Here is a 24,368-nt window from a genome sequence, read left to right on the forward strand (position 1 = left end):
CCGGACATCTCCCCCACTTGGGGGGAGATTGGCAGCTTCAGCGTCACGGCCCAATTTGCAACGTTAAAAGTTGGCGAAAGCGGAGGCGACAGCCGATCTTCCCCCAAGTAGGGGAGATGGCCGGCAGGCCAGAGGGGGGCGTGAAGGAACTCCGGCCTTTGCCTGACCATTACGGATACATCGGGGCGGCATCGTAATGTGGTCCCTCTTCCTGCGCGACATCCGCCTGAATATCCGTGCCGGCGGTGGGGCGCTGACCGGTGTGATCTTCTTTCTCGCGGTGATCGCGACGATCCCCTTCGGCGTCGGGCCGGACCTCAACCTGCTCGCCCGCATCGGGCCGGCGATCCTGTGGATTGGCGCCTTGCTTGCTTGCCTGCTCGGTCTCGACCGATTGTTCCAGGCCGACCGGGAAGACGGCTCGCTCGATCTGCTGGTGCTCGGCGACAGCCGGCACATGCTGGCGCTGAGCGTGCTGACGAAATGCCTGGCGCATTGGGCGGGAAGCGTGCTGCCGCTAGTCATCGCCGCACCCTTGCTCGGCCTGTTCATGAACATGGAGCCGATCGGCATCGGCGCCACGGCGCTGACCCTTCTGGTCGGCACGCCGGCGATCACCTTCATCGGCGCTGCCGGCGCGGCGGTGGCGGTCGCGCTGCCGCGCGGCGGGCTGCTGATCTCGGTGCTGGTGCTGCCGCTGACCATTCCCGTGCTGATCTTCGGGGTCTCGGCAAGCTATGGCGCGGTCGCGGACCCCGATCCGTTCCTGCAGCCCTTCCTCATTCTTGCCGCGCTCACCTTGTTTCTTGCCGTGCTGGGGCCGGTCGCTGCGGCGCTGGCGCTGCGTCATGGGGCGGATTAAATTAGGCGGCCACCTGACGTCAAAGGCTGCGGCGCCGCTGTCGATTGCGAAGCCGATGGCGCAAGGTTAAGGGAAGGCATGTTCGAACAAAGCGGAATGGTCCGGTTGAAAGGTTTTGCGCCGGCGGAGCGACCCATATGAGCGCACACGCCCTTTATGTCGCCGCTGCCTATGCTATCACGGCCGTGGTTCTGGCCGGGCTGATCGGCTGGATCCTGTTCGACCAGCGGGCGCGCAGACGAGATCTTGCCGAGCTGGAGGCGTCCGGTGTGCGGCGTCGCTCCGACAAGGCGGGGAAGCCATGAGCATGGAAACGGAAACGCCGGCGCGCGGGCGGCGCCTGATCGTGCTTTTGCCGCTGCTGATTTTCCTCGGACTGGCGGGATTGTTCCTGACGCAGCTCTTGTCCGGTCGCGACACTTCGGAAGTGCCATCGGCGCTGATCGGGCTGCCGGCGCCGCAGACCGATCTGCCGGCGCTGGAGGGCATGAATTTGCCGGGGCTCGATTCGAAGTCGTTCGCCGGCAAGGTCACGCTGGTCAACGTCTTCGCGTCCTGGTGCGGGCCATGCCGCGACGAACATCCGGTGCTGCTGGCGCTGTCTCAGGACAAGCGCTTCGTCATGGCCGCACTCAACTACAAGGACCAGCCGGAAAACGCCCGCCGGTTCCTCGGCGATCTCGGCAATCCGTTCCAAGCGATCGGTGTCGACGTGGCGGGCCGGGCGGCGATCGACTGGGGCGTCTACGGGGTGCCGGAAACCTTCGTCATCGGCAAGGACAGCAAGATCGCCTACAAGCATGTCGGCCCCCTGACGCCAGGCTCGGCGCAGACGCTGCTTTTGCCGGAGATCGAGAAGGCGCTGGCAGCGCCCGGCTGAGGCTCCGGAAACGCGATGGACGAACGCGACATCCGCGATCATTTTCTGGCGCAGGCGAAAGCCTGCGATGGGCTTGGCTCGCCTTTCACCGCGAATTTATGCCGTGCGCTGGCCAAGGTTCTCGATGCCAACACCAGAACCGGGCAGGCGGTGCTCGGCTGGTCGGGCGACGCGCGCGCCGACGCCCTGGTATTGCGGCTCTGCGGTGCGCTGCATGCGTTGGTCCTGGCGGGTGCCGGTGAGCGACTGGCACGAACCTATCCACCCAACAAGGCTAGCGAATCGGAGATCGCGGCGGTGCTGCCGGAGGCAATTGCGCGATTCGACGAGCGGATTGTCGCTGGCCTCGCCGGCGCGCCGCAGACCAATGAAATCGCCCGGTCGGCGATGCTGCTGCCTGGATTTCTGACGGTCGCGCGGGAAACTGGCCTGCCGCTGGACCTGTGCGAGATCGGCGCCAGCGCCGGGCTCAATCTCCTGTTGGACCGCTTTCACTTCCGCTACGGCCATGCCGAGTGGGGCGACCCGGCCTCCCCCGTCCGGTTGGCGCCAGAAGCGCGCGGTCTCGCTGTTCCACTTGATGGAGAGATCGACGTCCGCCATCGCGCCGGCTGCGACATCGCGCCGGTCGATTTCGCCGATGCAGCCGCGCGGCTACGGCTTCGGTCTTATGTCTGGGCCGATCAGGCAGCGCGGCTGGCTCGGCTCGACGCCGCGCTGTCGCTTGCCGAAAAATTTCCACCGCTGCTTGTCAAAGCGGACGCGGCGGATTTTGTCGGGAAGGCACTGGCCACACGGCAGCAGGGCCGCGCCTTCGTGCTCTATCATTCGATCATGTGGCAATATCTGCCGCGAGCGACCAAGGATGCCATCACCGCCATGCTGGAGCGGGCGGGCAGGCAGGCCACCGCCGCTGCGCCTATCGCAAGGTTGAGGATGGAGCCGCGCGATCCCACAAACAATTGGGCGGTACTCAGCCTCACTCTATGGCCGGGCGGCGAGACGCGCCGCCTGGCCCATTGCGATTACCACGGCCGCTGGATCGAATGGATGGGCTAAGCCCGATTGCGTTCACTCAGCCGTAGATCTGCTTGCGGACTTGATAGAGCATTTCTGAGCGGTCGGCGCGCATGTCGGCCAGATCGCGGCTGGAAAAGGAGTCAATTTCGGCGACGAGGCGGTTGTATTGTCGGCGCTTGGCGATGCCGGCGCGAGCGCGGCTCATGAGGCTGTCGAGGATCATAGCGAGGTTCCTTCTGCGCCGCATTGTTGCGGCAGGTTGTTCCTCCCTTGAGCGATACGGAGCATGACATAGTTATGGTGCGTTGCAAAAAGAAGATGTTGCAACGCACCATTGCGCTGGGCGCATAGCCGATTAACGGCGCATGAACCTGCCATTTGGGCAAGACGGCGTTGCCGCGGGTCGTCTCGGTGCCTCAAGATGCGGTGAGACTGATATCAACGATCTTGCCATATCGATCGCCGACTGGCTTGATCGCGCCGGCACTAGCGATGACTGGGAGGGAAACCATGGCCGCCGACGACTACTACGAGGTTCTCGATCCGCGTTTTGCGCGGCTGTTCAACAGCAACGCGCAGGTGGAAAAGCTGTTCACCGGATGCCGGTGGGCGGAAGGGCCGGCCTGGTTCGCGGCTGGCCGCTATGTGGTCTGGTCCGACATCCCCAACAACCGCATGCTGCGCTACGACGAGACCGACGGCGGTGTCAGCGTGTTCCGGCAGCCGTCCGGCAATTCCAACGGCAACACCGTCGACCGGCAGGGCCGGCTGGTCAGCTGCGAGCATTCGGGCCGCCGCGTCAGCCGCACCGAGCATGACGGCTCGATCACCACCATCGCCGACAGATGGCGCGGCAAGCGGCTGAACTCGCCCAACGATGCGGTGGTGAAGTCTGACGGGTCGATCTGGTTCACCGACCCGACCTACGGCATCGATACAGATTACGAGGGCGACAAGGCCGAGAGCGAGATCGGCGCCTGCCATGTCTACCGGGTCGACCCCGGCACCGGTGAGATCGAAGCGGTGATCACCGACATGGTCAGGCCCAACGGGCTTGCCTTCTCGCTCGACGAGAGCAAGCTCTACGTCGTCGACACCGGCCGCACGCATGGCGCGCAGAATCCGGCGCATATGCGGGTGTTCAATGTCGACGAGGGCGGCAAGAAGGTCTCCGGCGGAAAGGTCTTCGCCGACTGCACGGCCGGCCTGTTCGACGGTTTCAGGCTCGACGACCAGGGACGCATCTGGACCAGTGCCGCCGATGGCATCCATTGCTACGATCCGGACGGAACGCTGATCGGCAAGATCAAGGTGCCGGAAGTCGTTGCCAATTGCGTGTTCGGCGGCAACAAGCTGAACTGCCTCTACATCGCCGGCACGACCTCGCTCTACATGGTCCGGCTGATGGTCAACGGCGCAAAGACCTACTGAGCGGTCGCCAGGCAATATCCAAGGGAGGACGCCATGCCGTTCGTGAACATCCGCATCGTCAAGGAGGCGATCGCCGCCGACCCTGCCGGCAAGAAAGCCGCCATCGCTGCCCAGGTGACGGCGGCCATCACCGGCGCCACCGGCCTGACCAGCAACGACGTCTGGGTGGTTTTCGAGGAAGTCAATGCGCGCGACTGGTTCGTCGGCGAGACCGATGTCGAGACGCGGCGCAGCAAGGGCTGAAGGCTTCCTTCGCGCCCTTTAAATGGTTGCGGCGTGGTCGCTCAGCGGGTCCCGATGAACTCGGCGAACGCCGAGGGATTTCGACGAACCATGTTCGAAAAAAGCTACCACATGGTGTGTTTGTATTCTTCGTCCAGCCAGCGGTCGGTCGCTTCGGCCGAGTCGGCGAGCGCCAGCTGGTCGCGCAGGATCTGGCCGAGTGTCGGCAGCGTCGCGCGGTCGTACCAGGTTTCGGGCTTCCACAAATCAGAGCGCATGAAAGCCTTGGCGCAATGCATGTAGGCGGCCTTGACCGTCACCAGGATGACGCTTTGCGGTTCCTTGCCGTCGACGGCGAGCCGTTCGCGCAAAGCCGCATCGACGGTGATGCGGGCGTCGCCGTTGACACGCAGCGTCTCGTTCATGCCCGGAATGAGGAAGAGCAGACCGACCGAGGGGTTAAGAAGGATGTTCTCCAGCGTATCGAGCCGGTTGTTGCCGGGCCGGTCGGGGATGGCGATGGTCCTCTCGTCGAGTACGGTGGCAAAACCCGGTTTGTCGCCCTTCGGCGTCACATCGGCATTGCCGGCGCCGTCGGAGGAGCCGATCAGCACGAAGGGGCTTTTGCCGATAAAGGAACGGCAGTGACCATCCAGCGCCCTCAATTCCTTGCGGATCGAGCCGTCGGTCGGCCGGGGCGTCTTGTAGATCGTTCTCAGCTCTTCGCGCGTGGTGACGAATTCCATGCCCTGTCCTTAACAGTTACTTGCCGGCCTTCTCTTCTTTTGCGGCCTGGCCTTCAAGCGAATGGCGCATGATCAGCGGCATCTGGCTGAAGGTGAAAAGAAGCGTGATCGGCATGATGCCCCAGACCTTGAAGGTAACCCAGGCGTCGGTGGAAAAATTCCGCCAGACCACCTCGTTGACAAGGGCCAGAAACAGGAAAAACAGGCCCCAGCGGAGGGTGAGTTTCTTCCAGCCCTCGGCATCGAGGCTGAAGGCCGAATCGAAGACGTAGCCGAGCAGCGACTTGCCGAAGAACAGGCCGCCGAGCAGAACGCCGCCGAACAGCGTGTTGACGATGGTCGGCTTCATTTTGATGAAGATGTCGTCCTGCAGGTAGAGCGTCAGCGCGCCGAAGACGAAGACGACGACACCCGACACCATCGGCATGATCGGCAAGGTGCGGGTGAGCAGCCAGGAAGCGATCAGTGCGATCGCGGTCGCGGCCATGAACAGGCCGGTGGCGACGAAGATCGGCCCGCCGAGCTCGGCAAGGGCCGGAAATTTCTGCGACAGCCATGCGCCACGGGCGTTGGCGAAGAAGAACACCAGCAGCGGGCCGAGCTCCAGCATCAGCTTGAGCAGCGGATTCACGCCTTCCTTCTTCTGCTTCTGCGGATCGGACGGGTCGCGTTCGAGGATGGGCGGGTTCATAGGCTTCCTTCTTGCGCATGATCCTGTCCAAAGAGTTGCAGCTCTTTGGGGTCACGCTTGTTACGCCACTCCGGCGATCGCCCTGGCGAATTCGCTTGCGGAGAATGGTTCGAGGTCGTCGACCTGCTCGCCGACGCCGATGAAATAGACCGGCAATTTGTGCTTTGCCGCAATCGCCACCAGAATACCGCCGCGCGCCGTGCCGTCCAGCTTGGTCATCACCAGGCCGTTGACACCGGCGACATTGCGGAAGATCTCGACCTGGTTGAGCGCGTTCTGGCCGGTGGTGGCGTCGACCGTCTGCAGCACGGTGTGCGGCGCCTCCGGATCGAGCTTGCCCAGAACCCGGACGATCTTTTCCAGTTCCGCCATCAGCTCGGTCTTGTTCTGCAGCCGCCCGGCGGTGTCGATGATCAGCACGTCGGAGCCGGCTTGCTTGGCCTGCTCGAAGGCGTCGTAGGCAAGACCTGCCGCATCGGCGCCAAGCTTCGAGGCGATGACTGGCGACTTGGTGCGCTCGCCCCAGATCTTCAACTGCTCTATTGCCGCGGCACGGAAGGTGTCGCCGGCTGCGAGCATCACCGACAGTCCGCCGTCGGTGAGCTTTGCCGCCAGCTTGCCGATGGTCGTGGTCTTGCCGGTGCCGTTGACGCCGACGACAAGGATGACATGCGGCTTGTGGCTGAGGTCGAGCTCCAGCGGCAAGGCGACATGGGTCAGCACCTTCTCCACTTCGGTCGCCATGATGGCGCGCACTTCCGTCTCGGAGACGTCCTTGCCGTAGCGGCTGGCGGCCAGCGAATCGGTGATGCGCAATGCCGTTTCCATGCCGAGATCGGCGCGGATCAGCACGTCCTCCAGATCCTGCAGCGTGTCCTCGTCGAGCTTGCGCTTGGTGAAGACACCGGCGATGTTGCCGGACAGTTCCCGGGAAGAGCGGGCAAGCCCCTGCTTCATGCGCTGGAACCACGAGCGTTTCGGTGCCGGTTCCGGCGCCTTCTGCGGCTCGGCTTTCTGCTCGACCTTCTTGGTGACAGTCACCTTGCCGGGGGTGGGAGCGAGCTTTGGCTCCGGTTGCGGTACGGCCTGCGGTTCGGGCGCGATCTCGTCGAGGATCGGCTGTGTTTCGACCGGCGCGGGCTGGCGAATGGGGGGCGCTATTTCGGCCGGCGGCGCTTCTTCAGGCTCCGGCGCTGTCGAGGGAGCCTCGGCGGGCGGGGCGGTATCTCGTAGAGGTTCGCGCTGCCCTTCATCTCGTGAAGGACGGGGAGTGGGGGGCGTCAGCGCGGGCGCTTCTTCGTCGGCATATGCGGAAGTGGTTCCGGCGGCACGGTCAGCTCCCTTCTCCCCGTCCCTATACGGGGAGAAGGTGCCGGCAGGCGGATGAGGGGCAGCGCCACGTTCGGATGACGGAAGCTCAGGCTGGACGATCTCTGGCGGCGTCAGCTCGGGCTCAGGAATTTCCTGCGGCTCAGGCTTGGGAACTGGCTCGGGGATGACGGGAGCAGCCGGAATCTCCTCGGGCGCCGGCTGTTCAGCAGTCGTTTCCGGCTTCGGCGGCTGCAGCTCCTCGACCGGAGCAGGCTCTGTCTGGATTTTAGGCTCGGGTGGAATGATCGGAGCAGGCTTGGCCTCTTCAACAGGCGCCGGCTGCGGCGCGGGAGGTGCTTCCGGCTCGACCGGTGGCGGAGGCGCCGCTTCTGCTTCGGGCCGGGGCTCCTCGCGCTTCAGGGATTCCGGAACGGCCTGCTCGGCGGCTGGCTTCAGCGCCTCCAGCGCATCCCATTTGATCGGCGGCAGTGGTGCTGACTCGTCGATCCGCTCCTCGACCACTTCCTTCTTGCCGAACGAAAATATCTTCTTGAAAAAACCAGCCATGTTTTGCGTCTCAGGCGGCGCGGGCGGCGAGCGGCGCCGCGATCAGGCGGGCGCCGTCATGGCCGGCGATATCAGCCTCGACGATTTCGCCCGGCGCGCCCGCGGAGACCGCGGCAAGCGTGAAGCCTTCGGTGCGGCCGAGCCCCTCGCGCTCGACCAGGATCGACTGGCGCGACCCGGCGAGTGCGGCAAGGTGACCGCGGTAGGCGGCGTCGCCAGCGGCGCGCAGCCGTGCCGCACGCTGCTTGACCACCTCGCGGCGAAGCTGCGGCATGCGCGCGGCGGGCGTGCCTTCGCGCGGCGAAAACGGGAAGACATGGAGATGCGTCAGCCCGCATTCCTCGACGATTTTCAGCGAATTCTCGAACATGGCATCCGTCTCGGTCGGGAAACCGGCGATGATGTCGGCGCCGAAGACGATGCCGGGGCGCAATTTGCGCACGTCCTCGCAAAAACGGATCGACTGATCCCGGTTGTGCCGGCGCTTCATCCGCTTCAGGATCATGTCGTCGCCCGCCTGCAGCGACAGATGCAGATGCGGCATCAGCCTGGGCTCAGTGGCGATGGCGTCGAGCAAGTCGTCATCGGCTTCGATCGAATCGATGGAGGAGAGGCGCAGGCGTTTTACGTCGGGCACCTGCTTCAGGATCGTCTTGACCAATTTGCCGAGTTTCGGGCGGCCCGGCAGGTCGGCGCCGAAACTGGTCATGTCGACGCCGGTCAGTACGACCTCGGCATAGCCATTGCCACTCAGCCGCTTGACCTGCTCGACCACGGCGCCCATCGGCACCGAGCGCGAATTGCCGCGTCCGTAGGGGATGATGCAGAAGGTGCAGCGGTGGTCGCAGCCGTTCTGCACCTGGACGAAGGCCCGCGCCCGGCCCTCGATGGCGTCGACCATATGGCCGGCGGTCTCGCGTACCGAAAAGATGTCGTTGACGCGGGCCTTTTCAGTGTCGTTGACGCCGAAATCCGGCAGCGCGCGATAGGAATGCGCCTTCAGCTTCTCCTCGTTACCGAGCACGAGATCGACTTCGTCCATGGCGACGAAATTCTCCGGCTCGATCTGCGCGGCGCAGCCGGTGACGATGATGCGGGCCTGCGGGTTCTCGCGGCGAGCCTTCCTGATCGACTGTTTTGCTTGGCGCACCGCCTCGCCGGTGACGGCGCAGGTGTTGAAGATGATGGCGCCGCCTTGCAGCGTGCCAAGGCCGGCGCTTTCCGCCTCGCTGCGCATCACCTCGGATTCGTAGGTGTTCAGCCGGCAGCCGAAGGTGACGACGTCGACGCCCTTGGGAAGAACGGGACCCCCGGAAAGAACGGGACCCTTCTTGGGAAGAGCGGGCATCAGGCCACGCTTTCGTAGTCGCGAGCCCACACGCCGGTCGACGGGTCGAAGCTGCCGGAAAATTCCCATTCGGCGGCACCGGTGAGGATGACGTGGTCGTCGCCGCGCCATTCTACATGCAAGGAGCCGCCGCCGGGCGTCACCAGAGAGACGCTGCGTCCGGTCCGCCTGGTACGAGCGGCAGCAACGACAGCCGCACAAGCCGCCGAGCCGCAGGCCTTGGTCAGGCCGGCGCCGCGCTCCCAGGTGCGGATGACCATCGTCTCGGGCGAGGTCACCCGCGCAATGGTGATATTGGCGCGTTCGGGGAAGATCGGGTGGTTTTCGAGCAGCGGGCCGAAACGGTCGAGCTCGTAGGACCAGACGTCACGGTCTACCCAGAAGATGGCGTGCGGATTGCCCATCGAGACGACTGACGGCGAATGCAGCTCCGGCGCGTCGATCGGGCCGATCTGCAGCTCGATCATGCGGGTATCGCGGAATTCCTCGGCCAGCGGAATGTCCTGCCAGCCGAAACGCGGCTTGCCCATGTCGACCGAAATCAGCCCGTCGGCATGTTCTTCGGCGTTGAGGATGCCGGCGATTGTCTCGAAGGCGAATGCCTTCTGGCCGGTCTCGGCGGCAAGTGCCTGCACCACGCAGCGCATGCCGTTGCCGCAGGCCTGCGCGCCGGTACCGTCGGAATTCAGGATGTCGATGAAAAAAGCGGTGCCCGGCGTCCTGGCGTCGTGGATCGCCATGATCTGATCGAATTTCGTCGCCGCATCGGCATTGAGCGCAACGGCGGCAGCCGGCGTCACCCGATCGGCACGACCGCGCATGTCGGCAACGATGATCTCGTTGCCGATGCCGTTCATCTTGGCGAAGGGGGCAGTACTTGCCATCGATCGAAAGGTCTCATGCCGGTTTGGCGCCTATATGGCGGATACCGGCCGAAATTACCAGTGCGGCCGCTTCTACGTCACCGCGAAGACGCCGAGCACGATCAGCAGGAAGATGATCAGCACGATGCCGATGAGGATACGGGCGCCGGTGGCGGCGGCTCCGGCCAGTGCCGGCATGCCGAGCAGGCTCGCCGCGGCCGCGATGATCAGAAGAATGATGATCCATTTGATCATAGAAATACCTCGCAGCGATAAATCTGACCTCTGTGCAACGCATCGGCTATGCCTGGGTTCCGATGGCCCGTGGCCGGTCGCCCGTCTGGATCGCCGGCACGTCCCAGACCTCGCCGGGACGCAAGGCGCGAAAGCGTTCCCGTGCGACGTTCTGATCGTCGAGGGCCTCGCCAAGCTTTCTGGCCGGCTCGTCGATCGGCTCGTTGGTGAGCCGGAACGTGCCCCAATGGCAACCGGCGGCATGGGCGGCGTTGCACAAAAGCATGCCTTGCACCGCCTCCTCCGGGTTCTGGTGGTGCGGCGCCATGAACCAGCGCGGCTCGTAAGCGCCGATCGGCAGGATGGCGAGGCGGAAGCCGCCGTGTCTTTCGGCCATCAGCCGGTAGTTGGCGCCGTCGTGGAAACCTGTGTCGCCGGCGAAATAGACCTTTCCGCCCGGCGTCTCGACCACAAAACCCGCCCACAGCGCCATGCGCCGGTCGCGGGTGCCGCGCGCCGACCAGTGATGCACCGGCTCGACATGGACGGCGACATCCTTACCGATGTCGATCCGCTCGCCCCAGTCATGCACGGAGAGCCGCATGCCGGGAACGACATCGTCGATGATAGCGTCGTTGCCGAGCGGCGTCAGCACCAGCGGGTCGTGCTTTGCCTTCAGCCGCTTCAGCGTGGCGAGATCGAGATGGTCGTAGTGGTTGTGGCTGACCAATACGAGGTCGATCGGCGGCAGGTTGGAAAAGGCGATGCCCGGTGGATTGACCCGTTTCGGCCCGGCAAAGGAGAGCGGCGAAACGCGCCGCGACCAGACCGGGTCGGTGAGGATGTTCAGGCCGGCTGTCTGGATGAGCAGCGAGGAGTGGCCGACCATGGTGAGCCTTAGTCCCGAGCCGTCGATCTGCTCAGCCGGTTTCGCCTGCGGAAACGGACTCGGATTCGCCGCCGGCCATTTCGCGCGTTCGCCGCCCAACTGCCACTTCAAGAGATCGGAAAAACGGCCAGGCGGTTTGCCGTCGGGATTGAAAAACAAGGTGCCGTCGAAATGATCGCTGGGCGGGCCGCTGTAATAGCGATTGGCGGCTCTTTTTCTCGCAGCCAAAGTTTCACTCCGGCAGGGTTCCGTTTTATCAGAGATAGGGCCGAAGCCGGCCGGCGCAAGCATTTGGCGACCGGAATGCCAAGGGCACCCGTCCAAGCAGACCCCTCGGGTCAGGCTAGATGGCCAGGCTTTGGTCGGCATGCATTTTGTGATAAAGTTGCAACAGATGCTGCCGCAAATGGTATTTTAACCATATCGGGTTGAAATTTCGCCACCTTCTCCATCTTGGTGAGGGAGAGATTGTGTGGACCGCAGCCCCAGCCGGATCCCACGGAGGTTTGAAATGAATTTTTCGAAGACCGGTCTGCTGGCCGTATCGCTTGCCGCGCTCGTTGCGAGCGGTTGCTCAACCTCACGGTTCTCGTCGATGGACCAGGAGCAGCCGGCGCCGCTGCAAGCCGCGCCCTCCGGCAAGGTGACGGGAAATCAGTTGCCGCCACCGGCGGCGCCCGGCACGGCCGACCCGTCGAAATTCCCGACGGCGCCACAAGGCACGCTCGACCCCCAGGTCGCCTCGCTGCCGCCGGACGGGACGGCTCCGGCCGGAGCCCCGGATCTTACCGCAGGCAGCGTCGCCGGCGTGTGGAAGGCCAGCGTGTCCGGCCAGAGCTGCCAGGTGGCGACGCCGCAGACCAAATTCGGCGCCGGCTATCGGGCCGGCCCGCTGCATTGCCCGGCGCCGATCGACGGCATCAAATCCTGGAACGTCGCTGGCAAGCAGTTGACACTGTACGACGAGAATGGCGGCACGCTGGCACGGCTCTATTCCTCGGGCGGAGAGAAATTCGACGGCCAGACTTCCAACGGCCTGCCAATCTCGCTTACAAGGTAGGCTGACCCGCCCCTCAGAGCGGTTTCGGCGTTTGATAGATCGCCGAAATCGCTCTAAGTATTTGTTTTACGCAATTCCGCACTGTTACACACTTTTCCTGGAATTGCTTTAGAACGACGTGACCGATGCATCTGCGTGACGGCCTTCAGACCCATGCGACCGTCCGGCAGCGCTACGACCATCTGGTCGAGATGGGCCTGATCGGCCGCGATCCGGCGCAGGAGCGGATCGTCGCTGCGCTCGACCGGCTGATCGACGAGATTTCGGCGAAGCGGCTGGCGCACAAATCGAGCGCGCTGGGCTGGCTGTTCGCGCGCAAGCGCGAGACCCGCGAGGCGGTCAAGGGCCTCTACATCCATGGCGGCGTCGGCCGCGGCAAGACCATGCTGATGGACATGTTCTTCGAACTGGTGCCGGTCAGGCGCAAGCGCCGTGTGCATTTCAACGACTTCATGGCCGATGTGCAGGACCGCATCCAGAAACACCGGCTGGCGCGCAAAAACGGCGCTGTCAGGGAAGACGACCCGATCGCGCCGGTGGCTCGCGCGCTGGCCGAGGAAGCCTGGGTGCTGTGCTTCGACGAATTTTCGGTCACCGACATCGCCGATGCGATGATCGTGTCCCGGCTGTTCTCGGCGCTGTTTGCCAACGGCGTCGTGCTGGTCGCCACCTCCAATGTCGCGCCGGAGGATCTCTACCGCGATGGCTTGAACCGCAAGCTTTTCCTACCCTTCATCGGTATCCTGGAGCGGCATGCGCAGGTGCTGGCGCTGGACGCCGACAAGGACTACCGGCTGGACAAGCTCAGCCGCATGCCGGTCTATGTCACCCCCGCCGATGCCGCCGCCGATGCTGCCCTCGACGAGGCGTGGGATGTGATGACGCATGGCAGGCCGACGGCCGGGGCAGCGCTGACGGTAAAGGGCCGACAGGTCGTCGTGCCGCGCGCCGCTGGCGAAGCGGCGCGGTTTTCCTTTGCCGATCTCTGCGAACAACCGCTCGGCGCCCGCGATTTCCTGGCGATTGCCAACCGCTTCTCGACTATCTTCATCGATCATGTGCCGGTGCTCGGCGAAGGCATGCGCAACGAGGCCAAGCGCTTCATCCTGCTGATCGACGCGCTCTACGACCATCATGTGCGGCTGGTGATGAGTGCCGCTGCACCGCCGCCGCAGCTTTATACGGCCAGGCGCGGCAACGAGGTCTTCGAGTTCGAGCGCACGGCGTCACGGCTGATCGAGATGCAGAGCCACGAATGGCTGGAGGACTGGGCGGAGAGGCAAAGCGCGAAGGTGCCGTCGCCTGAAGCGCAGCAGGCGCGCGCCTAGCAGCCAGTCGCCGACTACTACCAGAAAGCCGTTCTGTAGCGATCCTTCCCACCCCCTCTGTCCTGCCGGACATCTCCCCCGCAAGGGGGGAGATTGGCTGTCATCCCTGCTTTCGCCAATCGCCGACGTTGGAGATTTGGAGCCGCCAGTGAAGCTGCCGATCTCTCCCCTTTCGGGGAGATGGCCGGTAGGCCAGAGGGGGGTACTGCCCCTCCGGCGTCAAAGCTCTAAAGCTCATAAACATACATCACAAACTCCTCCGCCAATCCATGCGGCTCCTCCCGCGCCTCATAAAGCGCGCGCGCCGCAACATTGCCCGCTTCGGTGCCGACCCAGGCCTCCTCGCAGCCATGCTCGCGGCCGAGGTCAAACATGGCGTCGAGCATTCTTGTCGCGATGCCCTGGCGTTGAAAGGCCGGCGCCACGCCGACTTCATCGATATAGAGTTCGCTCACCTTGTCCGGATGGCGGTGGATGACGGCCGCGCACTGCCCGACGATCATGTCGTCGAAAAGCGCCACGATCATCAGATGATCTGGCGAGGCGAGATAGGCAGCAAGGCGATCGGGCCTCACCGGCTCGTCGAACACGTCCTCGGCGATCCGCGTCACAAAGGCGTCATCGCCAGGAAATAGCCTTCTTATCTCCATCCTCATTATGTAAAATCTCCCAAGTCGGCTTAATTATTTTGACGCTTACGTAACTCCCACTGTTTCTAACCGATTGAAATTATTCACCCAAAAATAATCGTTTGAATTTCTTTTACGCCGAGGCTATGGGTGCGGCGAAATCTCGCGGCTCCCCCGCAGCATTCCGGTCTCCTTCCTCGACGCCGTCATCCCAAGATTGGGGCGTCGTCACAGTCTAAAGGGAAAACATCCTGACATGGCACGCAATAAGATAGCGCTCATCGGCTCGGGCATGATCGGCGGCACGCTCGCCCACATGATCGGCCTCAAGGATCTCGGCGACGTTGTGCTGTTCGACATCGCCGAGGGTATCCCGCAAGGCAAGGGGCTGGATATCGCGCAGTCGTCGCCGGTCGATGGGTTCGACTCGAGGCTGACCGGCGTCAATGACTATGCCGGCATCGAGGGCGCCGACGTCTGCATCGTCACCGCCGGCGTGCCGCGCAAGCCCGGCATGAGCCGCGACGACCTCCTCGGCATCAACCTGAAGGTCATGGAGCAGGTTGGCGCGGGTCTCAAGAAATACGCGCCGAAAGCCTTCGTCATCTGCATCACCAACCCGCTCGACGCCATGGTCTGGGCGCTGCAGAAGTTTTCCGGACTGCCGAAGAGCCATGTCGTCGGCATGGCTGGTGTGCTGGATAGCGCGCGCTTCCGCTATTTCCTGGCCGAGGAATTCAAGGTGTCGGTCGAGGATGTCACCGCCTTCGTGCTCGGCGGCCATGGCGATTCCATGGTGCCAATGATCCGCTATTCGACGGTCGCCGGTATCCCGCTGCCCGATCTCATCAAGATGGGCTGGACCTCGAAGGAGAAGCTCGACCAGATCGTGCAGCGCACCCGCGACGGCGGCGCCGAGATCGTCGGCCTGCTCAAGACCGGCTCGGCCTTCTACGCGCCGGCCGCCTCGGCGATCTCGATGGCCGAGGCCTATCTCAAGGACAAGAAGCGCGTGCTGCCCTGTGCCGCGCATCTCTCCGGCCAGTATGGCGTCAAGAACACCTATGTCGGCGTGCCGGTTGTGATCGGCGCCGGCGGCGTCGAGCGCGTCATCGAGATCGACCTCAGCAAGGCCGAGCAGAAGATGTTCGACAATTCGGTGGCGGCGGTGCAAGGCCTGTGCGAGGCCTGCGTCAAGATCGCTCCGCATCTCGCCTCGAAGTGATCCGGAGACAACGCGCATGAACATCCATGAATATCAGGGCAAAGCGCTGCTGAAGGGCTTTGGCGCACCGGTGGCCGAAGGCGTGCCGGTGTTCGCGGCAAGTGAGGCGGAAGCCGCCGCCAAGGCGCTGCCCGGTCCGCTCTACGTGGTGAAGAGCCAGATCCATGCCGGCGGCCGCGGCAAGGGCAAATTCAAGGAGCTCGGCCCCGACGCCAAGGGCGGCGTGCGGCTGGCGAAGTCGGTGGCCGACGTCGTCGCCAACGCCAAGGAGATGCTCGGCCACACGCTGGTCACCAAGCAGACCGGCCCGGCGGGCAAGCAGGTCAACCGCCTCTATATCGAGGACGGCGCCGACATCGAGCGCGAGCTTTATCTGTCGCTGCTGGTCGACCGCTCGGTCGGCCGCATCGCCTTCGTCGTTTCGACCGAGGGTGGCATGGACATCGAGGCGGTCGCCCATGACACGCCGGAAAAGATCATCACCGTCGCCATCGACCCGGAAAAAGGCGTGACGGCGGATGATTTGAAAGAACTCAACGGCGCGCTGAAGCTCGACGGCGACGCTGCCAGGGACGGCGAGACGCTGTTCCCGATCCTCTACAAGGCCTTCGTCGAAAAGGACATGAGCCTGCTCGAGGTCAACCCGCTGATCGTCATGAGGAACGGCCGGTTGCGCGTGCTCGACGCCAAGGTGTCGTTCGACAACAATGCGCTGTTCCGTCATCCCGACGTGATGGAGCTCCGCGACATCACCGAAGAGGACGAGAAGGAGATCGAGGCGTCGAAATACGACCTCGCCTATGTCGCGCTCGACGGCAATATCGGCTGCATGGTCAACGGCGCCGGCCTTGCCATGGCGACGATGGACATCATCAAGCTCTATGGCGCCGAACCCGCCAACTTCCTCGATGTCGGCGGCGGCGCGTCGAAGGAGAAGGTGACGGCGGCGTTCAAGATCATCACCAAGGATCCGGCGGTCAAGGGCATCCTGATCAACATCTTCGGCGGCATCATGAAATGCGACATCATCGCCGAGGGCGTGATCGCGGCAGTCAAGGAAGTTGGCCTGAAAGTGCCGCTGGTGGTGCGGCTTGAGGGCACCAATGCCGAACTCGGCAAGAAGATCATCAACGACAGCGGCCTCAACGTCGTCTCGGCCGACGACCTCGACGACGCCGCGAAGAAAATCGTGGCGGCGGTGAAGGGCTGATCTGGTGCCTCCGCACAAGATAAATCTGGTCGAGGCGGCGGATGCGAAGATCAGGAAAGTCTTCGACCCGCATATCGCCGGCGACGTCAACGATTCCCAGGTCAAGATCGCCAAGTTCGGCGACGTCTTCGACTGGCACGCGCATGACAACGAGGACGAGGCGTTCCTGGTGCTGCGCGGCCGCATCGCCATCGATTTCCGCGACGGCACAGTGGAGCTTTCGAGCGGCGAGTTCATCGTCGTGCCACGGGCCGTCGAGCACCGGCCGCGCTCGCTGAGCGAGGAGCCGGTGGTGCTGATGTTCGAGCCGGCGACGACGCTCAACACCGGCAATGCCAAGAGCGACCTCACCGTCGCCGAACTCAAGCGTCTCTGACAATGGCGTCTCTGACGATGACCGTGCAGCCTTCCTCGATCAATAGTTTGTAAAAAGGGCCACCATGTCCATTCTCGTCGACAAGAACACCAAGGTCCTCGTGCAGGGCCTGACCGGCAAGACCGGCACCTTCCATACGGAACAGGCGCTAGCCTATCACGGGACAAAAATGGTCGGCGGCATCCATCCCAAGAAAGGTGGCGAGACATGGACCGGCGCCAAGGGCGAGAGCCTGCCGATCTTCGCCACCGTCGCCGAAGGCAAGGCGCAGACCGGCGCCAACGCTTCCGTCGTCTATGTGCCGCCGGCGGGCGCCGCGGAGGCGATCCTGGAAGCGATCGACGCCGAGATTCCGCTGATCATCTGCATCACCGAGGGCATCCCGGTGATCGACATGATCAAGGTCAAGGCGAGGCTCGACCGCTCGACATCGCGGCTCATCGGCCCCAACTGCCCCGGCGTTCTGACCCCCAACGAATGCAAGATCGGCATCATGCCCGGCAACATCTTCCGCAAGGGCTCGGTCGGCGTTGTTTCCCGCTCGGGAACGCTTACCTATGAGGCGGTGTTCCAGACCACCAATGTCGGCCTCGGCCAGACCACTGCCGTCGGCATCGGTGGCGACCCGGTCAAAGGCACGGAGTTCATTGACGTGCTGGAGATGTTCCTCGCCGACGACGAGACCAAGTCGATCATCATGATCGGCGAGATCGGCGGGTCGGCCGAGGAAGACGCCGCGCAGTTCCTCAAGGACGAAGCCAAGCGTGGCCGCAAGAAGCCGATGGCCGGGTTCATCGCCGGGCGCACGGCGCCGGCCGGTCGTACCATGGGCCATGCAGGCGCGGTCATCTCCGGCGGCAAGGGCGGCGCCGAGGACAAGATCGCGGCGATGGAATCGGCCGGAATAAGGGTTTCGCCGTCGCCGGCCCGGCTCGGCACGACACTGGTCGAGGCGATCAAGGGTTAAGGGAGTAGGGGAGTAAGGGAGTAGGGCAGTAGGGAAAAGTTCAGCGGCAAAAGCCCTACTCCCCTACTGCCCTATTCCCCTACTCCCCTCCAACTAAGGAGACGGAGCGCAGCCTCCGCTGAATGACATGGCAAGACAAGATCAGGCCAACGACCAATTTTCGCTTACCTCTTTCCTCTATGGCGGTAATGCCGATTATATCGACGCGCTCTACGCCGCCTATGAGGAGGATCCCTCTTCGGTCGACCCCGAATGGCAGGATTTCTTCGCGGCGCTGAAGGACGATGCGGGCGACGTCCGCAAGAATGCCAAGGGCGCCTCATGGGCCAGGCCGTCGTGGCCGCTGCAGGCCAATGGCGAACTGGTGTCGGCGCTCGACGGCGATTGGGGCATCGTCGAAAAGCACATCGAGAAGAAGGTCCAGGACAAGGCCGTCGTCAACGGCGTCGCCCTTTCCGACGCCGATGTGCATCAGGCGACGCGCGATTCCGTTCGCGCCATCATGATGATCCGCGCCTACCGCATGCGTGGCCACCTGCACGCCAATCTCGATCCGCTCGGCATCGCCAAGCCGCTCGAGGACTATAACGAGCTGTCGCCGGAAAACTACGGCTTCACATCAGCCGATTACGACCGCCCGATCTTCCTCGACAATGTGCTCGGACTCGAATTCGGCACTATCCGGCAGATGCTGGACATATTGACCCGCACCTATTGCTCGACGCTCGGCGTCGAGTTCATGCATATTTCCGATCCCGAGGAGAAGGCCTGGATCCAGGCGCGCATCGAGGGCACCGACAAGGAGATCTCCTTCACCGCCACCGGCAAGAAGGCGATCCTGCAGAAGCTGGTCGAGGCCGAAGGCTTCGAGCAGTTCATCGACGTCAAGTACAAGGGCACCAAGCGCTTTGGCCTCGACGGCGCAGAGGCGCTGATCCCGGCATTGGAGCAGATCGTCAAGCGCGGCGGGCAGCTCGGCATGAAGGAGATCGTGCTCGGCATGGCGCATCGCGGCCGGCTGAACGTTCTCTCCCAGGTGATGGCCAAGCCGCACCGCGCCATCTTCCACGAGTTCAAGGGCGGCTCGGCCGCACCCGACGAGGTCGAGGGCTCGGGCGACGTGAAGTACCATCTCGGTGCTTCGTCGGACCGCGAGTTCGACGGCAACAAGGTGCACCTGTCGCTGACCGCCAATCCCTCGCATCTGGAAATCGTCGATCCGGTGGTGATGGGCAAGGCGCGGGCCAAGCAGGACTCTCTGTTCGGCCGCAGCCGCGAGGAGATCGTGCCGCTGGAAGAGCGCGCCAAGGTGCTGCCATTGCTCCTGCATGGCGACGCCGCCTTTGCCGGCCAGGGGGTGATTGCCGAGATACTCGGCCTCTCGGGCCTGCGCGGCCACCGCGTCGCCGGCACGCTGCACTTCATCATCAACAACCAGATCGGCTTCACCACCAATCCGCGCTTCTCGCGCTCGTCCCCCTATCCGTCGGATGTGGCCAAGATGATCGAGGCGCCGATCTTCCACGTCAATGGCGACGATCCGGAAGCCGTGGTCCATGCCGCCAAGGTGGCGATCGAATTCCGCATGAGGTTCCACAAGCCTGTGGTGGTGGACATGTTCTGCTATCGCCGCTTCGGCCACAATGAGGGCGACGAGCCGGCCTTCACCCAGCCGATCATGTACAGCAGCATCCGTCGCCACAAGACGACGGTGCAGATCTATGCCGAGCGGCTGATCGCCGAGGGCCACATAACCCAGGCCGAATTCGACAAGCTCAAGGCCGACTGGCGGGGGCATCTCGAGCAGGAATTCGAAGTCGGCCACCATTACAAGCCCAACAAGGCCGACTGGCTGGACGGCGCCTGGTCGGGCCTGCGCACGGCCGACAACCAGGACGAACAGCGGCGCGGCAAGACCGCGGTGCCGGTCAAGACGCTGAAGGAGATCGGCAGGAAGCTGACCGAGGTGCCGAAGGATTTCGCGGCCCACAAGACGATCCTGCGGTTTCTCGAGAACCGCCGCCAGGCGATCGAGTCGGGCGAAGGCATCGACTGGTCGACGGCCGAGGCGCTGGCCTTCGGCGCCATTCTGCTCGACGGCAATCCGGTCCGGCTGTCCGGGCAGGATTCGGAGCGCGGCACGTTTTCGCAACGTCACTCCGTGCTCTACGATCAGCGCGACGAGACACGCTACATCCCGCTCAACAATCTGTCGGCGGCGCAGGCCGGCTTCGAGGTCATCAACTCGATGCTGTCGGAAGAGGCCGTGCTCGGCTTTGAATATGGCTACAGCCTGGCCGAGCCGAAAGCGCTGACGCTTTGGGAGGCTCAGTTCGGCGATTTCGCCAACGGCGCCCAGGTGGTGTTCGACCAGTTCATTTCGTCGGGCGAGCGCAAGTGGCTCAGGATGTCGGGCCTCGTCTGCCTGTTGCCGCATGGCTATGAAGGTCAGGGGCCGGAGCACTCGTCGGCGAGGCTGGAGCGCTTCCTGCAGCTATGCGCCGAAGACAACATGCAGGTGGCCTATTGCACGACGCCGGCTAACTACTTCCACATCTTGCGCCGGCAGCTGAAGCGGGATTTCCGCAAGCCGCTGATCCTGATGACGCCGAAGTCGCTGCTGCGTCACAAGCGGGCGGTGTCGACGCTGCCGGAGATGTCGGGCGAAAGCGCGTTCCACCGGCTGTTGTGGGACGATGCCCAGCAGCTCCCCGGCCAGGCGATCAAGCTCACCAAGGATTCGAAGATCCGCCGCGTCGTGCTCTGCTCGGGCAAGGTTTATTACGACCTCTACGAGGAGCGCGAGAAGCGCGGCATCAACGACATCTATCTGCTGCGCGTCGAACAGCTCTATCCGTTCCCGGCAAAGGCGCTGATCAACGAGCTCTCACGCTTCCGCAACGCCGAGATGGTGTGGTGCCAGGAAGAGCCCAAGAACATGGGCGCCTGGTCGTTCATCGATCCGTATCTGGAATGGGTGCTGGCGCATATCGACGCCAAGCATCAGCGGGTGCGCTATACCGGCCGGCCGGCAGCCGCCTCGCCGGCGACCGGATTGATGTCGAAGCATCTCGCCCAGCTTGCCGCCTTGCTTGAAGACGCGCTCGGTGAATAGAACAGAGCTCGGCGAATAGAACAGAACCGACAGAAAAACGGACAGGCACAATGGCTACCGAAATCCGCGTCCCCACTCTTGGCGAATCCGTCACCGAGGCGACCATCGGCAAATGGTTCAAGAAGGTGGGCGATGCGATCGCCACCGACGAGCCGCTGGTCGAGCTCGAAACCGACAAGGTGACGGTGGAAGTGCCGGCCGCGGCCGCAGGAACGCTCAGCGAGATCGCCGCTGGGGAAGGCGAGACGGTCGGGGTCGGCGCGTTGCTCGGCATGATTTCGGCGGGTGACGGCGCAAAAGCGGCAGCCCCTGAACCCGCGAAGGTGCCGCCTTCCGAACCGAGGCAGGACGCGGTGTCGCAGGCCTCGGCGCCGACCGCCGCATCCACCGTCAGGCAAGCCGCGGCCGAGACCGCCAAGATCGCCGGCGACGCCGGGCCGATCGAGGCGCGCGCGATGCCGCCGGCACCGGCGGCGGCGAAGCTGCTGGCCGAGAGCAATCTCGCGGTCGACCAGATCTCGGGTTCCGGCAAGCGTGGCCAGGTGCTGAAGGGCGACGTGCTCGACGCGATCGCCAGGGGCGCGCCGTCGCAACCGGCCGAGACGCCGAAGGCAGCCCCGGTCGCTGCCCGTGCGCCGTCCTCGGCCGATGACGCGTCGCGCGAAGAGCGCGTGCGCATGACCAAGCTGCGGCAGACCATCGCGCGCCGCCTCAAGGAAGCGCAGTCGACCGCCGCCATGCTGACCACCTTCAACGAGGTGGACATGAGCGCGGTGATGGCGCTCAGGACAAAATACAAGGATGTGTTCGAGAAGAAGCACGGCGTGAAGCTGGGCTTCATGGGCTTCTTCACCAAGGCCGTCACCCATGCGCTGAAGGAGATACCTTCGGTTAATGCCGAGATCGACGGCACCGACATCATCTTCAAGAACTACGCCCATATCGGCGTCGCCGTCGGCACCGAAAAGGGGCTCGTCGTGCCGGTGGTGCGCGACGCCGACCAGATGTCGATCGCCGAGATCGAGAAGGATATCGGCCGATTGGGACTTGCCGCGCGTGACGGCAAGCTTTCCGTGGCGGATATGCAAGGAGGCACGTTTACGATTTCTAACGGCGGCGTTTACGGGTCGCTGATGTCGACGCCGATCCTCAACGCGCCGCAGTCGGGCATTCTGGGCATGCACAAGATCCAGGAGCGGCCGGTGGTGGTCGGCGGCCAGATCGTGATCCGGCCGATGATGTATCTGGCGCTCTCCTACGATCACCGCATCGTCGACGGCAAGGAAGCGGTGACCTTCCTGGTCCGCGTCAAGGAAAGCCTGGAGGATCCGGAGCGGCTGGTGCTCGACCTGTGAGCGAAGCTGATCGCGCCATGGCTGATTGGGCGGGTGCTGTGCGGCGATCGTTTCGACGTAGCCTCGTCTGGCTTGGCATTTTTTCCGCCTTGCCGCCGATGGCGCTGGCTGCCGACTGGGACGTGACGAAGGCGAGCAGCAACCTTGGTGTTTTCGCCCTGAGCGATGCCGAACTGGCGGAGCGACAGATCACGGTCACCCCAATCGGTGAGCTTGATTTGCCGACGGGTGAGATCATCGCCTGTGATCCTCTTGTGAGCGACGTTGAAACCCCAGCCTTGAGCCGCAAGGTTGAGCCGGGGCGTTATCCGGTTTCGCTGTTGGAAGCACGAGGCCGTGTGGCGGCTGCGGTGCTGCGTTTCAGCCTTGGTACGCCGGTTCGCTGGGAGCTGGCCACTGTGCCTGGCGAGGATGTCGCGGCATTGAAAGGTGACGAGGTATACGGGTATCCCGTCGACGCCGGCCTAGGTTCGTTCATGGACAAGACGGCCATGGCGCTGATGTCCGATGAGCAGGACAAGCTGAAATATGGCGACTATTATGGTGAGGTTCTGGCTGCCGAATTTGCACCGAACCGGGATAGGTTCGTGCTGCATCACCCGGTTGCCGGCAACCCCCTCAACATTGCCATATTCTGGAGCGGTTGGGGCGATGGATCCTATCCGTCTTTCTGGGGGCTGGATGCGGCTGGCGAACCGCTGCTGCTCATGACCGACTTCGGCGTGCTGGAAAACGCCGATGGGCGCGAGACCAGGTAGACCCGTCGTCATGCAAAGCGCCATGTCACCCACCATCGGATGTATAGCTGGGTCGCTGGCCGTTTTGTTCACGAGCTCCGCTGCCCTTGCCGCCTGCCCGCTCGAACTCGCCGTTTATGGCGACGCCGAAAGTGCCGCCGAGATCGATTTCAGGCCGACCATGGAATCGGCTGTCGTCACCAACACGTTCAAGATGGTGCTCGACAACAGCGTCGTGCTCGACGGCATCGTCATGTGGACGGAAGGCGTGGGGCGGCCGCATGGCTCGCTGATGTACAAATGCCCGACCGGCGACGTCACCGGCGACGAGCTCGCCGCCTGTACCGTGTGGGAGGGTGTGATCTACGGTTCCGACGATCAGGGCAACATCGCTTTGCTGCCGGCTGAAGGTGTCGATGCTCCGAAGAAACTGATCTTTCCCGACCTCGGACCGTCCCTGCAGATGTCGGCCGCCTATGGCGCCAACGGGTTTTCGAAAGTGCCGTGGGATGTCTTCGCTTTGAAAGGTTGTCAGGAATGAGCGGTGCGGCGCGGGTTGTTCTGGTCACCGGCGGCGGGCGCGGTATCGGCGCGGCGGTCTGCCGGCTCGCCGTCGAGGCCGGGTACCGCGTCGCGGTCAATTATGCATCGAACGAGGCGGCGGCCGCTGCCCTGGTGCGGGCGCTTGGCGAAGCGGGCGGAGAAGCGCTTGCCATCAAGGGCGACGTCGGCAACGAAGCCGATATTCTGTCGATGTTCGAGAAGGTCGATCGGACCTTCGGCCGGCTCGATGCGCTGGTCAACAATGCCGGTGTGGTCGACCAGAGGGCGCGTGTCGATGAAATGAGCGGGGCACGGCTTGAGCGCATGATGCGCATCAACGTCATCGGCTCCATGCTCTGTGCCCGCGAAGCGGTGAAGCGCATGTCGACCAGCCATGGCGGCAAGGGCGGCGCCATCGTGAATATTTCCTCGATTGCTGCGAGAATTGGCGGACCGGGCGAGTATGTCGACTACGCTGCCTCGAAGGGTGCGATCGATTCCTTCACGATAGGCCTGGCGCGCGAAGTGGCCGGCGAAGGCATTCGCGTCAACGCGGTCAGTCCAGGCATCGTCGACACCGAAATTCACGCCTCCGGCGGACAGCCGGATCGCGTCGAGAGGATGCGTCACGTCGTGCCCATGCAAAGGGCGGGGACCACCGAAGAGGTCGCTGCGGCAATTCTCTGGCTCATGTCGGACGGAGCGTCCTACACGACAGGCGCGAATTTGGAAGTGAGCGGCGGCCGCTGAATGCCTGCC

At 63.7% G+C, this 24,368-nt stretch carries 26 protein-coding genes; 17 read left to right on the forward strand and 9 right to left on the reverse strand.

What is annotated here, in order from left to right:
• Nucleotides 1-196 precede the first annotated feature (196 nt).
• The 4 genes from ccmB (at nt 197) to E5X88_RS21900 (ending at nt 2,801) form a co-directional block, all read left to right on the forward strand.
• Nucleotides 197-862 (forward strand): heme exporter protein CcmB, encoded by a 666-nt coding sequence (gene ccmB / locus E5X88_RS21885; protein WP_292164988.1) that lies wholly within the window; start codon nt 197-199, stop codon nt 860-862.
• A 137-nt stretch (nt 863-999) separates the two neighbouring features.
• The gene (gene ccmD / locus E5X88_RS21890; RefSeq protein WP_292164991.1) at nt 1,000-1,167 is read left to right on the forward strand and encodes a heme exporter protein CcmD; all 168 of its coding nucleotides are present in this window, start codon (nt 1,000-1,002) and stop codon (nt 1,165-1,167) included.
• On the forward strand, nt 1,164-1,742 hold the full coding sequence (locus E5X88_RS21895; protein WP_292164994.1) for a DsbE family thiol:disulfide interchange protein: 579 nt from the start codon (nt 1,164-1,166) through the stop codon (nt 1,740-1,742). The genes ccmD and E5X88_RS21895 overlap by 4 nt, the downstream gene beginning before the upstream one ends.
• 15 nt (nt 1,743-1,757) lie before the next feature.
• Nucleotides 1,758-2,801, forward strand: a complete 1,044-nt coding sequence (locus E5X88_RS21900; RefSeq protein WP_292164997.1) for a DUF2332 family protein — start codon at nt 1,758-1,760, stop codon at nt 2,799-2,801.
• Between the two features lie 16 nt (nt 2,802-2,817).
• Here E5X88_RS21900 and E5X88_RS21905 read toward each other — a convergent pair whose 3' ends face one another.
• Nucleotides 2,818-2,985: a hypothetical protein gene (locus tag E5X88_RS21905; protein ID WP_292164999.1), complete on the reverse strand. Its 168-nt coding sequence runs from the start codon at nt 2,983-2,985 to the stop codon at nt 2,818-2,820.
• 287 nt (nt 2,986-3,272) lie between these two features.
• Between E5X88_RS21905 and E5X88_RS21910 the strand changes: the two genes are divergently transcribed.
• Together E5X88_RS21910 and E5X88_RS21915 are read left to right on the forward strand one after the other, a co-directional pair.
• Nucleotides 3,273-4,193 carry an SMP-30/gluconolactonase/LRE family protein gene (locus tag E5X88_RS21910; protein WP_292165001.1) on the forward strand — a complete coding sequence of 307 codons (921 nt, stop codon included), beginning with the start codon at nt 3,273-3,275 and terminating at the stop codon, nt 4,191-4,193.
• Between the two features lie 33 nt (nt 4,194-4,226).
• On the forward strand, nt 4,227-4,436 hold the full coding sequence (locus tag E5X88_RS21915) for a tautomerase family protein (RefSeq protein ID WP_292165003.1): 210 nt from the start codon (nt 4,227-4,229) through the stop codon (nt 4,434-4,436).
• Nucleotides 4,437-4,540: 104 nt separating this feature from the next.
• Here E5X88_RS21915 and E5X88_RS21920 read toward each other — a convergent pair whose 3' ends face one another.
• The 7 genes from E5X88_RS21920 to E5X88_RS21950 all read right to left on the reverse strand — a co-directional run bounded on the left by E5X88_RS21920 (nt 4,541) and on the right by E5X88_RS21950 (nt 11,292).
• Nucleotides 4,541-5,161: a pyridoxamine 5'-phosphate oxidase family protein gene (locus E5X88_RS21920; protein ID WP_292165005.1), complete on the reverse strand. Its 621-nt coding sequence runs from the start codon at nt 5,159-5,161 to the stop codon at nt 4,541-4,543.
• Nucleotides 5,162-5,177: 16 nt separating this feature from the next.
• Nucleotides 5,178-5,852, reverse strand: coding sequence for a septation protein A (locus tag E5X88_RS21925; protein ID WP_292165008.1), 675 nt, complete (start codon nt 5,850-5,852; stop codon nt 5,178-5,180).
• Nucleotides 5,853-5,912: 60 nt separating this feature from the next.
• On the reverse strand, nt 5,913-7,730 hold the full coding sequence (ftsY, locus tag E5X88_RS21930) for a signal recognition particle-docking protein FtsY (RefSeq protein WP_292165010.1): 1,818 nt from the start codon (nt 7,728-7,730) through the stop codon (nt 5,913-5,915).
• Between the two features lie 10 nt (nt 7,731-7,740).
• Entirely contained in the window at nt 7,741-9,078 is a 1,338-nt protein-coding gene (mtaB, locus tag E5X88_RS21935; RefSeq protein WP_292165011.1) for a tRNA (N(6)-L-threonylcarbamoyladenosine(37)-C(2))-methylthiotransferase MtaB, read from the reverse strand.
• Nucleotides 9,078-9,962 carry a diaminopimelate epimerase gene (gene dapF / locus E5X88_RS21940; RefSeq protein WP_292165012.1) on the reverse strand — a complete coding sequence of 295 codons (885 nt, stop codon included), beginning with the start codon at nt 9,960-9,962 and terminating at the stop codon, nt 9,078-9,080. Before dapF ends, mtaB begins: the two co-directional genes overlap by 1 nt.
• 72 nt (nt 9,963-10,034) lie before the next feature.
• Nucleotides 10,035-10,196, reverse strand: coding sequence for a DUF1328 family protein (locus tag E5X88_RS21945; protein WP_040987840.1), 162 nt, complete (start codon nt 10,194-10,196; stop codon nt 10,035-10,037).
• Between the two features lie 46 nt (nt 10,197-10,242).
• The gene (locus tag E5X88_RS21950) at nt 10,243-11,292 is read right to left on the reverse strand and encodes an MBL fold metallo-hydrolase (RefSeq protein ID WP_292165015.1); all 1,050 of its coding nucleotides are present in this window, start codon (nt 11,290-11,292) and stop codon (nt 10,243-10,245) included.
• Between the two features lie 283 nt (nt 11,293-11,575).
• On the opposite strand from E5X88_RS21950, the gene E5X88_RS21955 reads away from it, so the two are divergent.
• Both E5X88_RS21955 and zapE read left to right on the forward strand, forming a co-directional pair.
• Complete coding sequence (locus E5X88_RS21955; protein ID WP_292165018.1) at nt 11,576-12,124, forward strand: AprI/Inh family metalloprotease inhibitor; 549 nt, start codon at nt 11,576-11,578, stop codon at nt 12,122-12,124.
• Nucleotides 12,125-12,249: 125 nt separating this feature from the next.
• Nucleotides 12,250-13,452 (forward strand): cell division protein ZapE, encoded by a 1,203-nt coding sequence (gene zapE / locus E5X88_RS21960; RefSeq protein ID WP_292165021.1) that lies wholly within the window; start codon nt 12,250-12,252, stop codon nt 13,450-13,452.
• A gap of 227 nt (nt 13,453-13,679) precedes the next feature.
• On the opposite strand, the gene E5X88_RS21965 is transcribed toward zapE, so the two are convergent.
• The gene (locus tag E5X88_RS21965) at nt 13,680-14,108 is read right to left on the reverse strand and encodes a GNAT family N-acetyltransferase (protein ID WP_292165023.1); all 429 of its coding nucleotides are present in this window, start codon (nt 14,106-14,108) and stop codon (nt 13,680-13,682) included.
• Nucleotides 14,109-14,337: 229 nt separating this feature from the next.
• Between E5X88_RS21965 and mdh the strand changes: the two genes are divergently transcribed.
• From mdh to E5X88_RS22010, 9 genes are all read left to right on the forward strand, one after another.
• Nucleotides 14,338-15,306 (forward strand): malate dehydrogenase, encoded by a 969-nt coding sequence (gene mdh / locus E5X88_RS21970; protein ID WP_292165024.1) that lies wholly within the window; start codon nt 14,338-14,340, stop codon nt 15,304-15,306.
• Between the two features lie 16 nt (nt 15,307-15,322).
• The gene (gene sucC / locus E5X88_RS21975; protein WP_292165025.1) at nt 15,323-16,516 is read left to right on the forward strand and encodes an ADP-forming succinate--CoA ligase subunit beta; all 1,194 of its coding nucleotides are present in this window, start codon (nt 15,323-15,325) and stop codon (nt 16,514-16,516) included.
• Between the two features lie 4 nt (nt 16,517-16,520).
• The gene (locus tag E5X88_RS21980) at nt 16,521-16,892 is read left to right on the forward strand and encodes a cupin domain-containing protein (RefSeq protein WP_292165027.1); all 372 of its coding nucleotides are present in this window, start codon (nt 16,521-16,523) and stop codon (nt 16,890-16,892) included.
• 64 nt (nt 16,893-16,956) lie between these two features.
• On the forward strand, nt 16,957-17,859 hold the full coding sequence (sucD, locus tag E5X88_RS21985) for a succinate--CoA ligase subunit alpha (protein ID WP_292165028.1): 903 nt from the start codon (nt 16,957-16,959) through the stop codon (nt 17,857-17,859).
• A 127-nt stretch (nt 17,860-17,986) separates the two neighbouring features.
• Nucleotides 17,987-20,974 carry a 2-oxoglutarate dehydrogenase E1 component gene (locus tag E5X88_RS21990; protein ID WP_292165029.1) on the forward strand — a complete coding sequence of 996 codons (2,988 nt, stop codon included), beginning with the start codon at nt 17,987-17,989 and terminating at the stop codon, nt 20,972-20,974.
• A gap of 50 nt (nt 20,975-21,024) precedes the next feature.
• Nucleotides 21,025-22,329, forward strand: coding sequence for a 2-oxoglutarate dehydrogenase complex dihydrolipoyllysine-residue succinyltransferase (gene odhB, locus E5X88_RS21995; RefSeq protein ID WP_292165031.1), 1,305 nt, complete (start codon nt 21,025-21,027; stop codon nt 22,327-22,329).
• On the forward strand, nt 22,326-23,087 hold the full coding sequence (locus E5X88_RS22000) for a DUF4241 domain-containing protein (RefSeq protein ID WP_292165034.1): 762 nt from the start codon (nt 22,326-22,328) through the stop codon (nt 23,085-23,087). The genes odhB and E5X88_RS22000 overlap by 4 nt, the downstream gene beginning before the upstream one ends.
• A 10-nt stretch (nt 23,088-23,097) precedes the next feature.
• Nucleotides 23,098-23,607, forward strand: coding sequence for a hypothetical protein (locus E5X88_RS22005; RefSeq protein ID WP_292165100.1), 510 nt, complete (start codon nt 23,098-23,100; stop codon nt 23,605-23,607).
• Nucleotides 23,604-24,359 (forward strand): SDR family oxidoreductase, encoded by a 756-nt coding sequence (locus E5X88_RS22010; RefSeq protein ID WP_292165037.1) that lies wholly within the window; start codon nt 23,604-23,606, stop codon nt 24,357-24,359. Before E5X88_RS22005 ends, E5X88_RS22010 begins: the two co-directional genes overlap by 4 nt.
• Nucleotides 24,360-24,368: the final 9 nt, after the last annotated feature.

The organism is Mesorhizobium sp. (genome assembly GCF_004962245.1).
In the GTDB taxonomy this organism is placed as follows: domain Bacteria; phylum Pseudomonadota; class Alphaproteobacteria; order Rhizobiales; family Rhizobiaceae; genus Mesorhizobium.